At 41.0% G+C, this 14478-nt stretch carries 9 protein-coding genes; 2 read left to right on the top strand and 7 right to left on the bottom strand.

Features of this window, described 5'->3' with window-relative positions:
* Positions 1-11 precede the first annotated feature (11 nt).
* Positions 12-2282: a phosphoenolpyruvate--protein phosphotransferase gene (gene ptsP / locus ACHUE3_RS07825; RefSeq protein ID WP_394191839.1), complete on the bottom strand. Its 2271-nt coding sequence runs from the start codon at positions 2280-2282 to the stop codon at positions 12-14.
* 8 nt (positions 2283-2290) lie between these two features.
* The gene (rppH, locus tag ACHUE3_RS07820; RefSeq protein ID WP_099297272.1) at positions 2291-2812 is read right to left on the bottom strand and encodes an RNA pyrophosphohydrolase; all 522 of its coding nucleotides are present in this window, start codon (positions 2810-2812) and stop codon (positions 2291-2293) included.
* A gap of 531 nt (positions 2813-3343) precedes the next feature.
* On the opposite strand from rppH, the gene mutH reads away from it, so the two are divergent.
* The gene (mutH, locus tag ACHUE3_RS07815; protein ID WP_394191836.1) at positions 3344-4015 is read left to right on the top strand and encodes a DNA mismatch repair endonuclease MutH; all 672 of its coding nucleotides are present in this window, start codon (positions 3344-3346) and stop codon (positions 4013-4015) included.
* 93 nt (positions 4016-4108) lie between these two features.
* Here the strand turns inward: mutH and eno are convergent, their stop codons facing one another.
* The 5 genes from eno to rlmD form a co-directional block, all read right to left on the bottom strand.
* Complete coding sequence (eno, locus tag ACHUE3_RS07810) at positions 4109-5407, bottom strand: phosphopyruvate hydratase (protein WP_394191834.1); 1299 nt, start codon at positions 5405-5407, stop codon at positions 4109-4111.
* Positions 5408-5515: 108 nt separating this feature from the next.
* Entirely contained in the window at positions 5516-7150 is a 1635-nt protein-coding gene (locus ACHUE3_RS07805; protein WP_394191832.1) for a CTP synthase, read from the bottom strand.
* Between the two features lie 161 nt (positions 7151-7311).
* Positions 7312-8109: a nucleoside triphosphate pyrophosphohydrolase gene (gene mazG, locus ACHUE3_RS07800; protein WP_394191830.1), complete on the bottom strand. Its 798-nt coding sequence runs from the start codon at positions 8107-8109 to the stop codon at positions 7312-7314.
* Positions 8110-8117: 8 nt separating this feature from the next.
* Positions 8118-10274: a GTP diphosphokinase gene (relA, locus tag ACHUE3_RS07795; RefSeq protein WP_394191828.1), complete on the bottom strand. Its 2157-nt coding sequence runs from the start codon at positions 10272-10274 to the stop codon at positions 8118-8120.
* A gap of 8 nt (positions 10275-10282) precedes the next feature.
* Positions 10283-11608 carry a 23S rRNA (uracil(1939)-C(5))-methyltransferase RlmD gene (gene rlmD, locus ACHUE3_RS07790; protein ID WP_394191826.1) on the bottom strand — a complete coding sequence of 442 codons (1326 nt, stop codon included), beginning with the start codon at positions 11606-11608 and terminating at the stop codon, positions 10283-10285.
* Positions 11609-11705: 97 nt separating this feature from the next.
* Here rlmD and barA point away from each other — a divergent pair, with 97 nt between their 5' ends.
* A complete protein-coding gene (gene barA / locus ACHUE3_RS07785) occupies positions 11706-14471 on the top strand; it encodes a two-component sensor histidine kinase BarA (protein ID WP_394191823.1) in 2766 nt (921 codons plus the stop codon).
* Positions 14472-14478: the final 7 nt, after the last annotated feature.

The raw sequence follows: 14478 nt of genomic DNA, 5'->3' as shown, positions 1-14478 counted from the left end.
TAACGCTTTTATCAACCATGACTTGGGGTATAAAAAAGCTTACCGAGCTTGTGCTCAATCATAAAATTGCGCGTTAAACGCAACACTTGTTTTGCGGTAGACTGAGCTAAACACTCGGCCAATAATACTTCCATATCACTCATTTTTAAGCGTCTTAGCACCCACTTTACTTTACTGATAGAAAAGTGATTCATACTCAGTTGTCGATAACCCATCGCAATCAGTAAAATTGCGCCCTCTGGGTCGCCGCCAAGCTCGCCACATAAGCTTAAAGATAAGTCATAGTGTTGGCATTCTTGAGCGACTTTTTGTAGCACACGTAAAACGCCAGGATGATATGGATTAAATAAATCTGCGACCCGCGCATTTGAACGGTCAACTGCCAATAAGTATTGCGTTAAGTCGTTACTGCCCACTGAACAAAAATCAACTTTCTTAGACCATTCTGCCAGCATAAATATGCTTGAAGGTACTTCTAGCATTACACCAACTTGCGGCCGTTCAATCACTTTATTTGGCAGTTGCTCTTCTAGTTCAAAATACGCTTGCGATAGTAAAGCCAATGATTCATCTACTTCTTCTGTACCGCTGATCATTGGTAGCATAATTTTTAGATTGCCCAAGCCTATATTCGCTTTAATCATCGCCTTTAATTGATCTAAAAATAACTCTGGATGATCTAGCGTGACGCGAATGCCACGCCAGCCTAAAAATGGGTTATCTTCTGTAATGTCAAAATAATCTAAAACCTTATCACCACCAATATCCAACGTGCGCATCACAACTGGCGCAGGATGATAACTTTCTAATACCTGCCGATACCATTTTTCTTGATCTACCTGAGAGGGAAATTGGCCTTTTTGCATAAACCATGCCTCTGTTCGGTATAAACCTACACCATCACAAAGGGCTGTGCTGACACTTTCGGTATTAAGGTCCAAACCTGCATTGAGTAACAAGCTAACTTGCTGCCCATCCAAGGTAACAGCTTCGCAATCTTGCTCAGCAACAAACTTATCATTGAGTATTGTTTCTTGGTATTTCAGTTGCAGGTATTCATCTTGCAAAATTTGTGAGGGGGAAATATATAAACGCCCGGAATACGCGTCCAATATCATTTTTTTACCATCGAATTGCAGTAAAGGTAGGTCTTCTATACCCCAAATTGCAGGGATCCCCATAGCCCGAGTCAAAATCGAGGCATGACTGTTTGCTGAGCCATTTACACTAACTACACCCACTAAGTGCCCCTTTGGCACTTCTGCTAACATAGCGGGTGTTACAGTATTTGCGATAAGAACGGTGTCTTTTGGATAAGGCTTTACTGCATGTTCAGTCTTGACCAAGTGGTGAAGCACTCGTAAACCAATATCTTTTACATCAACTGCACGCTCTTTAATGTAAGGGTCTTGCATTGCATTAAATTGTGCAATTAATTTTTCAATTACAATTTTAAGTGAACTTTTAGCACACCAACCTTGTTGCAATTGCGTTTCAACATTTTGCCCTAAGCTCTTTGCATCAAGCAGCTGTTGGTATACATCAAATACAGCCAAAGCCTCTTTGGGTATCGAGTCACTGAGTGTCGTTGATAGCGTATTAAACTCGTGTCGTGTTGCTGCAACAGCTTGACTAAACAAGCGTTGTTGCAATGCCTGGTTAGGGTCTTTTTTAAGCTCAATAGATGTAAAATCAAGCTTGGGAATTACAACAAAAGCTTGGCCTATCGCAATCCCAGGGGCGCTCGACACCCCTTTTAATACAGAGGTTTGGTGGGACGACTCATCTTGGCGTAACACTTCTTTTATTTCTGCATGGGCAAGCTGAGATGCTAACTGAGCAGATAAAGTAATTAAAAATGACTCTTCATCTTGGCTAAATACACGCGCAATTTTTTGCTGAACAACTATTACACCCAGCACTTTTTTTTGATGGACAACAGGTACCGATAAAAAAGCATTATAGCTTTCTTCGTTAACTTCTGGTGAGGATTTAAAGCGAGGGTGTGATTTTGCATAGGCAATGTTTATGGGTTCTTCTCGCTGTGCGACTAAACCAACAAGGCCTTCAGTAAAACCAATTCTAAACGTACCAACAGCAGTGGGGTTTAATCCCTGTGTTGCCATTAAAACGAAATTGTCTTGGCTGTAATCTGCAAAGTAAATTGAGCAACACTCAGTTTGCATGGCGTCTTTGACCATGTTTACAAAACACGCTAAAGCACTGTCCAAACACGCCTGTTGCGAAACAGACTCTGCAATAGCCCTAAGTGTTGCCAGCATAGCTTTCCTTATCTACCTTTGTGTCGCCATGAATCTTTTGATTGTTCACGCTTATTAAAAGGCATCGCAAATGGTGCAAACTCTTTCATGACACGACGATATACATCGCGTTTAAACGATACAACTTGCCTAACCGGATACCAATAACTTACCCAGCGCCAATCGTCGAACTCCGGGTGATGTGTTTTAAGTAAGTCTACTTCTTCATCTTTACAACGAAGTTTCAGTAAAAACCATTTTTGTTTTTGCCCAATACATACCGGACTCGAGTCGCGGCGGATTAAACGTTTGGGTAATTTATAGCGTAACCAATGTTTAGAACTTGCAACAATTTCTACATCTTCTGGGCGCAAGCCTACTTCTTCGTGTAATTCACGGTACATTGTTTGTTCTGCGCTTTCACCACTGTCAACACCCCCTTGCGGAAACTGCCACGAATGCTGACCATAGCGTCGAGCCCAAAAAACTTGTCCCTGATTATTGCAAATTACAATTCCGACATTGGCACGAAAACCTTCGGCATCAATCACCTTAGTGCCTCATTTGTAAGTCGATTTTTAATGATTGTTCCACATTAGCTGCAATACGGCAAACACTATTATAACCAAGCACACTATCGGTATAGATTTGAGGACCAATGTAGTGCAATAATTAACCATACATTCAAGTGCAATGTTATTTTTAATAAATATGGATAATACTTCAGCTATTTTACTCATCTTACTCACAGCTTGTGCATAACTTTAATTTATAGAGGTTATTTTGCAAACAAATCCACAATAGGCGATCTAATAAAACGCCTTTTCCACAGATTCTGTGGATAACATTGTTCATATATCTGTATTTATCCTAGTTAGCGTTTGATATGTACTACTTTAAAATCTGATAAAGAAAACAAAAAATATAATAATCATAAACTTAAGTAGAAAAAATTTGGCTTTAAAGCTCCAAAAAAGTTACCCACTAGAGCTTGAGCAAAAAACACCCAAACACAAGGATATTCACTCACAATCACATTTGCTATCATGCAATGTGAATTAAAACAATAGAACAATCCCCTTATGCGAGCTGTAAAACCTCAGTCAATCAATGAATTAATGCAACGTGTAAATACTATCGCGGGCATGACATTAGGCCAATTAGCACAACAGTATCAATTTAAAACACCGGATGATTTATTGCGAGAAAAAGGCTGGACTGGCCAACTCATTGAGTATGTACTTGGTGCAACGGCGGGCTCTAAACCGACACCTGATTTTGAAGAGCTGGGGGTAGAACTTAAAACACTGCCGATTTCTTTTAAAGGAAAACCCCTTGAAACCACGTTTGTATCTGTAACTCCTTTACTCAATGTTACAGGAATGACATGGCTACAAAGTCATGTGCGCCAAAAACTAAACCATGTTTTATGGCTACCTATCTTAGGCGAACGCGATGTTATTCCATTTGATAGAGTAATAGGTAGTGGTTTTCTGTGGCAGCCTAGTGCTGAGCAAGATGCGCAATTACAACGTGATTGGGAAGAGCAAATGGAATTAATTGCATTAGGTCGCATTGATGAAATATCGGGTCATTTAGGTGACGTGATGCAAATACGCCCTAAAGCAGCCAATAGTCGGATTGTGACCGATGCTATTGGCCCTAATGGTAAAATAATTAAAACTTTGCCCCGCGGCTTTTATTTAAAAACCAACTTTACCGGCGAGATTTTAAGGCGACAGTTTCAGCTATAGAAAAATAAAAAGCGCGATTTAAATCAAACCTATAAAACAAAAATCCCCGCATGAGCGAGGATTTTTTAAAAGTTTCAATCAGATGCTAAAGCATTACTGACCTTTAACTTCTTTTAAACCATTGTACGGTGCTTTAGCGCCTAACTGCTCTTCAATGCGAAGCAATTGGTTGTACTTAGCAACACGGTCAGATCGGCTCAGCGAACCTGTTTTGATTTGACCTGCAGCAGTACCAACAGCAAGATCAGCAATTGTTGCATCTTCTGTTTCACCAGAACGGTGAGAGATAACCACTGTAAAGCCTGCATCTTTAGCCATTTTGATTGCTGCTAACGTTTCAGTTAGTGAACCAATTTGGTTAAATTTGATCAAGATAGAGTTAGCAATACCGTTATCAATACCGCGCTTTAAGATCTTGGTATTTGTAACGAACAAGTCATCACCAACTAATTGAACTTTATCGCCCATTAGTTTAGTTTGGTGAGCGAAACCATCCCAATCTGACTCATCTAGGCCATCTTCAATAGAAACAATTGGGTATTGCTCAGTAAGGTCTTTTAAGAAGAAGTTAAACTCTTCAGAGGTGAACTTTTTACCTTCACCTTTAAGGTCATAGATATTTGCTTCTTTATCGTAAAACTCAGAGGCAGCACAATCAAGCGCTAACGTGATATCTTTACCAAGCTCGTAGCCTGCATTCGCAACCGCTACCTTAATTGCAGCAAGTGCCGCTTCGTTTGACTCAAGGTTTGGTGCAAAACCACCTTCATCGCCTACAGCCGTAGAATGGCCGTCGGTTTTAAGTACTTTTGCAAGGCTGTGGAATACTTCAGCACCCATGCGTAGTGCTTCACGGAAGTTAGCCGCGCCAACAGGTTGTACCATAAACTCTTGAATATCTACTGAGTTATCAGCATGCTCACCACCATTGATGATGTTCATCATTGGTAATGGCATAGAATAAACACCAGGAGTGCCGTTTAGGTCTGCAATGTGCTCATAAAGCTCTACTTTTTTAGATTGAGCAGCAGCTTTTGCTGTAGCAAGTGATACTGCTAGGATTGCATTAGCACCTAATTTTTCTTTATTTTCAGTGCCGTCTAAATCTAGCATTACTTGGTCAACAGTGCTTTGTTCTAAAGCGTTTTGGCCTTCTAATGCGCTATTAATTTCGTTATTAATATAACCAACTGCAGTTAAAACACCTTTACCTAAGTAACGTGCTTTATCACCATCACGTAATTCTAGTGCTTCGCGAGTACCTGTTGATGCACCTGAAGGTGCAGCAGCGCGTCCCCAAGAACCGTCAGCTAAATGAACATCAGCTTCTACAGTTGGGTTACCACGCGAATCCATAATTTCGCGACCAATCACTTTTACGATATTTGACATCTCGATTCCTCTTTTCCCAAAATGGTGAGTTTGTCGGCTTTATTAATTTTCCTTAATACCGCCGCTTTAAAAACAAATAAGCCGTGCATATAGCACGGCTTATTCACATTACGATGACGCTTTTTGATGAGTGTGTGCAGCTGCAACAAACCCTTCAAATAGCGGGTGACCATCACGTGGTGTTGACGTGAATTCCGGGTGGAATTGCGCGGCAATAAACCAAGGGTGATCTTTATTTTCGATAATTTCGACTAGTTTCTTATCTTCTGATAAGCCAGTGAAGCTCAAGCCTGCTTGTTCAAGCTTTTCAACAAAGTTGTTATTCACTTCGTAACGGTGACGGTGACGTTCAACAATCTCATCACTGCCATACACTTCACGTACTTTCGAACCCGGTGTTAAGTGGCATTTTTGTGCGCCTAAACGCATTGTGCCACCTAAATCAGATGCTTCATCGCGTACTTCAACATTGCCATCCGCATCTAACCACTCAGTGATTAGGCCAACCACAGGCGCTGAAGACTTCGCATTGAATTCTGTTGAGTTAGCATCTAAAAGGCCAGCAACATTACGTGCATATTCAATTAATGCTACTTGCATGCCTAAACAAATACCTAGGTAAGGCACTTTATTTTCACGTGCATATTTTGCCGCTAAAATTTTACCTTCAACACCGCGACCACCAAAGCCGCCTGGTACTAAAATAGCATCAAGGTGAGCAAGCAACTCAGTACCTTTACTTTCAACATCTTGCGAATCAACATATTCAATGTTAACTGTTAAGCGGTTTTTAAGGCCTGCATGCTTAAGTGCTTCGTTAACTGATTTGTATGCATCTGGTAATTCAATATATTTACCTACCATACCAATCGTTACTTCACCCGTAGGGTTAGACTCTTGATATAATACTTGTTCCCATTCAACTAAGTCAGCTTCAGGTGCTTCTAGGTGGAAACGACGACATACAAAATGATCAAGCTCTTGAGACTTTAATAGAGCTGGTATTTTATAAATGCTGTCTACATCTGGTAACGAGATAACTGCTTTCTCTTCAACATTAGTGAAAAGTGCAATTTTAGCGCGTTCATTATTTGGTAATTTACGATCAGAACGACAAATAAGAATGTCTGGCTGAATACCAATTGAACGTAGCTCTTTAACTGAGTGTTGCGTTGGTTTGGTTTTCACTTCGCCCGCAGGGCCCAAGAATGGCACTAGCGTTAAGTGAATAAACAATGCGCGCTCACGGCCAATCTCTGTGCCTAGCTGACGAATTGCTTCTAAAAATGGTTGTGACTCAATATCACCTACCGTGCCACCAATTTCAACGATTGCCACATCATGGCCTTCAGCACCGTCATATACACGTTGCTTAATATCGTTAGTAATATGTGGAATTACCTGAATAGTTGCACCAAGGTATTCACCACGACGCTCACGACGCAGTACATCTTCATATACACGGCCTTGTGTGAAGTTGTTACGGCTTGTCATTTTGGTACGAATGAAACGCTCATAGTGACCTAAGTCAAGGTCTGTTTCTGCACCGTCTTCGGTGACAAATACTTCACCGTGTTGAATTGGGCTCATTGTGCCTGGGTCAACGTTGATGTAAGGATCCAGCTTTAGAATGGTAACATTTAGACCACGGGCCTCTAAAATAGCTGCCAATGATGCTGCTGCAATACCTTTACCCAACGAAGAAACAACCCCGCCGGTAACGAAGATAAATTTTGTACTCATGCGAACCCTAGAATATCAGGAATTAAAAGGAATATAATACCCAAACAAGTGATTTTGGAATATGTTCAAGACGGGGCGAAATTATAGCAAAAGCCTCTGTATCAATCCAGTGAAAGTTAGCAATTCTCTGCACAAAAAACACACTCCAAAGCGCTTGCTAACTAAGGCTGCTTTTTAATCGCCTCCCACGCAGCATCCATTTCTTCAAGGCTTGCAGTGTCGAGTGACTGCCCTTTGGCTTGTAAATAAGCCTGTACCTTTTGAAATCTTGATGAAAATTTATCATTTGCGCTGCGTAATAACTGTTCAGGATCTCGTTTTATATGACGTGCAACATTAACTGTCGCAAATAACAAATCGCCCACCTCTTCAGCACTATGCTCCGAGTAGGGGTCAACCGCGAGTGCTTCTTTTACTTCCTCAACCTCTTCAGCCACTTTATCTAGTGCACCGTGATAAGTGGGCCAATCAAAACCTAGCTCAGCGACACGTTGCTGAATCTTTTTTGCTTTACTTAATGCGGGTAAATTAGCAGGAATATCCTGCCACAGAGAGGGCGCTTCGTCGGTGTTTTTATCTTTGCGTTCTTGCGCTTTAATTTGCTGCCACTGCTGAGCAACTTGGGTGTCAGTTAGCGCATGCTGATCTGCAAATACATGAGGATGACGCCTGATAAGTTTGTCATTTAAAACACTGGCAACATCATCAAAATCAAACAAACCTTGCTCTTTTGCCAATTGCGCATAGAAAACAACCTGAAAAAGTAAATCACCCAGCTCGGTTTTTAGTTCTGAAAAATCACCGCGCTCAATGCAGTCAGCAACCTCATACGCTTCTTCTAACGTATGCGGCACAATAGATTTAAAATCTTGCTTTAAGTCCCAAGGACACCCGCTTTGTGGATCGCGAAGCTTTGCCATAATTGCTAATAAATTAGATAATGAGTTTTGCTCTTTCATAAATCTCTCTAGTGACTTCGCTTTGCTTGATGGACGCCTTCAATCTGATCCAGCTTTGAAAGTAAACGATTAGTACTAGACAAGTCATGTACCTCAACTTGCATTGTAAATTTAGCCAGTTGTCTGTCTTCAAGTGTTTCCATATTCATGTTCAACACGTTTACTTTTTCATTAGCAAGCACGGAGCTAATATCACGAATTAACCCCGCGCGATCTGTAGCTTCAATTTTAATACTTAGCGCGTATGAACCATTAATTTCATCTGACCAACTAACAGCAATCACGCGTTCAGGGTGTTTACTTTTTAAATTTGTAAATGAATCGCAATCACTGCGATGTACGGCAATACCGCGGCCTTGCGTAATGTAGCCAATAATCTGCTCACCCGGAACTGGGCGGCAACATTTAGCTACATGGCTCATTAAGCTGCCCACACCGTCGACCACAATGCCGTTTTTATCTCCGCTCATTTTGGTCGGGTTTTTAAAACGGATAACAGGCTCTTCGTCTGTGCGGTCAGTAATCGAATTGAGCAATTGATTTAAACGTACATCACCGGCACCAATTGCCACTAACAGATCATCAAGCTCTTTAAAGTTATAACGAGAAATTGCAGGCTCAAGCTCCTTATAGGTAAGCTCTAGTTTTTGTAGTGCAGTGTCTATGATCTCTTTACCTGCGCTTAGGTTTTTATCGCGATCGAGTTGCTTAAACCAATGATGAATCTTTGCGCGCGCACGTGATGATTTAATATAACCCAATGAGGGGTTTAACCAATCACGGCTCGGGTTTGGTTGTTTTTGCGTAAGAATTTCTACTTGATCGCCCGTGCTTAGCTGATGAGTAAACGGCACAATTTTGCCAAATACTTTAGCACCAATACACCGATGCCCTACGTTCGAATGAATGTAGTAAGCAAAGTCCAGTGGTGTCGCCCCCAGTGGTAAATCAAAAATATCGCCACGTGGGGTAAATATATAAACGCGGTCTTCAACAACTTGGTTTTTCAGTTCATCAGCTAAATCACTGCCATCAACCACTTCTTCTTGCCATTGAAGTAGTTTGCGTAACCAGCTAATTTTTTGCTCATAACCTGAGCCACGGCTCGGTAAAGCGCCTTCTTTGTACATCCAATGCGCGGCTACACCCAGCTCTGCATCTTGATGCATTGCATGGGTACGAATTTGAATTTCAACAGTTTTGCCCTCAGGGCCAAACACCACTGTATGAATAGATTGATAGCCATTTTGTTTTGGTGTTGCAACGTAGTCATCAAATTCTTTGTTTAGGTGACGCCAATTAGTATGGACAATCCCCAGTGCGCCGTAGCAATCTTGCAGCTCATCAACCACAATACGCATGGCTCGAATATCGAAAAGCTGATCGAATTCGTAATTTTTTTGCGCCATTTTTTTATAGATGCTGTAGATATGCTTAGGCCTTCCATAAACTTCAGCTTTAATACCAACTTCGGCAAGCTTTGTTTTTACTTGTTCAACCATATCAGCCATATAAGCCTCTCGGCCAAGGCGCTTATCGTCTAATTGCTTAGCAATACTTTTATATAAGTCAGGGTGCAGGTAACGAAAAGAAAGATCTTCTAGCTCCCATTTTAATTGACCTATTCCTAAACGATTAGCTAGCGGGGCAAAGATATCGGCAGTTTCTTTAGCAGCTATCACACGCTCTTCTTCAGATGAGTCTTTAAGCTCGCGAAGATGACATACCTGCTCAGCAAGCTTAATCACCACTGCACGCACATCTTCAACCATGGCTAATAACATGCGGCGAATATTATCGACTTGTACAGTGCCATTGCCTTGATGAGCTAAAGTACTAATGGTCGCCATTTGCGAAACACCCGTAAGCAACACCCCAACATGACTACCCATTACTTCAGTTACTTTTTCAATGCATACTAAATCGTCTAGAAAATAGGGAGCAATGTAAGCGGTTGCTAAAGTTTCAGAGTCCAGATTCATTTCGACCAATATTTCAACCATTTCCATGGCCATGATCTGTTGGTGTTGATCAGGCAGAGCCGCGCACAAAGTGTTGGCTTTGATCAGTAACTCGCGCTTATCTTTCGTTAACGCGAGTAACTCAAGTCGGGTGCTAAAATCTGCTGACTTATCCTGCTGATGTGATTGCCGTGTAGCTACCATGTTGCGCTCTATCTCCTTTGAAATAATGCCATTGTTTCAATATGCCCAGTGTGGGGAAACATATTCATTAGCCCTATTTTTTCAAGTGAAAAACCCGCTTGCGAAATAATTGCACTGTCACGGGCTAAGGTCACAGGGTCGCAAGAGACGTACAAAATTGTTTTAAATTGCTTAAGCGGCAGTTGTTCCAAAATAGCCATAGCACCAGTTCGAGAAGGGTCTAGTAATAAAACATCTAATGCTTTACTAAACCCCGGTGCTTGCTCTATTGATTGTGTTAAATCAAAGCAATGAAATTGTGCATTCGCTATTTGATTAGTTTGCGCATTTTGCCGTGCCATTGCAACCGCCGATGACACTCCTTCTATACCAATTACATTTTTTGCACATTTAGCCACCACTAAAGAGAAGTTACCAATCCCGCAAAACAGGTCTAGTACTTGTTCGTTCCCACTTAAGCTAAGCCAGTCAACAGCTTGGGCTAACATAGCTTGGTTAACTTTAGCATTAACTTGAATAAAATTAGCTAAGCCAAATTCAAATTTTAAATGCTGCTCTGGTAGCTGATAAAATGGCGTTGCTAGATGGTCATGCTCAATTACATCACTTTGGTCTTGAAAAATAATTTGCCACTGCAAGGTCGCACCAAGTTCAATAATTGCCTGTTTAAGAGATTCACTAACCGCTTTAGTATGGCGCAAAATAACAAAGTTTTGCTCATCTGCTTGGCATAATTGAATGTGACTAACGCTACGTAGCTCATTATATTTATTTAACAAGGTGTCAAAACGGTTGAAGACATCATCATAAACATGGCTTAAAACAGGGCATTTATTGATACTAATAATTTGTTTAGAGCCCTTTGCTCTATAACCTACGCGCATTTTTTTTGCGTTTTTGTCATACATTACAGCCAAGCGCGCACTTCGGCGGTAATGCTTTGCCTCACTTAATAATGGCGACTGCCACGCCATATTTTTTAGTTTTGCAAACTTAGCGAACAACTGACTCACTGCAACCTGTTTCTCAACCAATTGCTGATCCAACCGTAAATGCTGTAACTGACACCCGCCACATTGCTCATAATGCTCACAAAAAGGGGCAACTCTGGCATCACTTTGTTGCTCTACTTTGATTGTTTTTGCTGCGCAGTGGCGAGATTTATCCTCTGTTAATTTTGCTTTTACGACTTCGTTGCTCAATGCGCCGCTGACAAAGCATACTTTATTGTTATACTTAGCAATGCCTCGCCCTTGATGATCCATGCCAGTGATAGTTAATGAAACAGGCTGCCCTGAGAGGGTCTTTTTTTTTACTTGGAAAAACTGTGCCATCGGGCAACACCTTAAATATTGATTGTATCGGCAAGATTGATTACTCACCTATAAGTATATACTCTTAGTAAACTAATAATGATAACAACATTTACTTATGACTAAACTTGGTTTGCGCGACTCAGTTTTAGCGCTCACATTAATTCCCACAGTTCTAATTGGACTTCTACTCGGTGGCTATTTTACAATAAATCGTTACTTTGAGCTTGATAAAATATTATATCAGCAAGGCTCAATGATTTCGGAGCCCTTATCGATTGCAGTAGAGCAACCTTTATTGGCAAAAAATAAACAACAACTCAATAGACTAATTAGTCATGCCCACAATAAGCACTCGCCTGCGATAAAAACCATTGCAATTTTTGACGCAAACAAACAGCTCATTCTAACCAGTAATTACCACCGCGATTTTGATGAGCAGGTAGATAAGTCTCAATTACGAGCAGATAATAAAACGAAGCAGCAAGAAAGCGACGGTTTTATCCTATTTTACACGCCGATAGTAAACCTCTCAACGCCCGAGGCTCGTTGGAGTGATTCAGCGTTCCAAACCACTTTAGGCACAATTGTTGTTCAACTTAATAAAGACCCTGCAATCATCGGACAACAAAGAGCACTATTAATCAGTGGGATTGTAATCATATTTGCACTATTGCTTGCTGCTATTTTGGCGATTCGTTTAAGTAGAATGTTCATAACACCACTCAATAAACTAGTTATTGCAAGTGATCGATTGATAGAGGGAAAACGAGATACCGGCTTAAACACACCAATGATGGGTGAGTTTGAGCAACTTCGTCTGGGTTTAAACACCATTTCTGACACTATGGTGGTGCAAAGAGACGAAATGCAAAAGCATATCGATCAGGCAACCAGTGATTTGCGTGAATCGTTAGAAATGTATGAAACACAAAATATTCAGCTCAATATTGCCAAAACTGATGCACAGGACGCTAACCGTGTAAAATCAGATTTCTTAGCGAAAATGAGTCATGAACTACGCACCCCACTCAATGGTGTTATTGGGTTTACACGACAACTTCATAAAACCCCTTTAAACAAACACCAAAAAGACTACCTCGATACCATTGAACTATCTGCCAATAGTTTGATGACAATCATTAGTGATATTTTAGACTTTTCTAAACTTGAAGCGGGTGCCATGGAGCTGGAGTCAATCCAATTTCAATTACGCGACAACATCAATGAAGTGCTTACATTACTTGCACCAAGTGCGGATGAGAAACAACTAGAACTCTCCATTTATATAAATTCACAAGTACCTGACAATATTACTGGCGATCCAACCCGCTTTAAGCAAGTACTTATTAACCTCATAAGCAACGCAATTAAGTTTACGGAAAAAGGCGCCATCAAAATTGATGTTGGTCATCGCCTTTTAGATGAAGAGCGCACTTCTATTCTAGTGTCAGTGACTGATACTGGGGTTGGTATCCCGATGGACAAACAAGATGCACTGTTCACACCATTTGGCCAGGCAGATTCGAGCATTACGCGTAAATTTGGTGGTACTGGACTTGGGCTTATTATTACAAAACATATTGTTGAGGCCATGGGTGGGCGTATTACTCTTAACTCGGCACCGGGTCATGGCACATGTTTCACTTTTAACGGTGTATTTAGCCTGCCTAGTCATAATGTTACAAATGACTTACCAAGTAAGTCGCTTGCCAATAAGCGCATATTATACCTAGAGCCGCATGAACATACCCATCATGCAGTCTCTTCATTACTTAAGGAATGGCAAACACAAGTAACCGGCTGCTTTGATGAAGAAAGCTTTTTTGACGAAATCAAAAAAGATTTTAACTACGATATTTGTATTATTGGTCATGTTGCCGCCGTAGATGAAATGCAGCGTTTAAAAAGCTACATAAAAGCAGCGCGTGAGTCTACGGATTACTTATACCTGATGCTAAATACTGTATCGCACAGCATGCGTGAATCTTACATAGGCAGTGGTGCAGATGCGTGTTTAAGTAAACCACTTAATCACCGCAAGCTATGTGAAGTGCTAGCTGCCCCTTATCGACTTGATCACCCAGTACACAATATTGAGCAAAGTGACGATAAACTCTTACCATTAAAAGTGCTGGTTGTAGACGACAACGACGCTAACTTAAAGTTAATTTACACATTGCTTGAAGAAAAAATAGAGCTCATCGATACAGCTCATAATGGCTCGCAAGCATACAGCCTGAGCAAAAGCCATAAATACGATATTATATTTATGGATATTCAAATGCCGATTATGGATGGCATAACGGCCTGTAAACTTATTCGTGAATCATCTCTTAATGAAGATACGCCAATCATTGCAGTAACGGCTCATGCACTTGCCGGTGAGAAAGAGCAGCTAATAAAAGATGGCTTTAAAGGGTATTTAACCAAACCTATCGATGAGGATATGCTAAAACAGAGTATTAGTGAATACAGCCCTAAATCACCACTTATTCGGGATAAAAACCGTCAACAGCATGTTGTTTCAGAGCCTCCCTTTACCAGCAGTTCACTTGATTGGACCCTCGCGCTGCAACGAGCAGGTGGTAAGCATGAGCTCGCATTAGAAATGCTCAACATGTTACTACTGAGTGTGCCAGAAACATTACGCTTACTCGATGAAGCTATTCATAATCAAGACTGTGAGCATGTACTCAGTATTATTCATAAGTTCCATGGCGCATGCTGCTACACGGGTGTTCCAAAACTTAAGAAACTTGCTGAAGGACTTGAAACGGCCTTAAAAGGTGATTGCGATTTAAGCTATATTGAACCTGAGCTATTTGAGCTAAATGATGAGCTTGAAAACTTAATGACTGATGCAGGTATGGCTCAACAATAGAGCCATA

The sequence above is a fragment of the Pseudoalteromonas atlantica genome (assembly GCF_043641955.1).
GTDB classification, from domain to species: domain Bacteria; phylum Pseudomonadota; class Gammaproteobacteria; order Enterobacterales; family Alteromonadaceae; genus Pseudoalteromonas; species Pseudoalteromonas atlantica_A.
The sequence above is the reverse complement of the archived record's forward strand: the minus strand, read 5'-3'. Positions and strand labels throughout refer to the sequence as shown.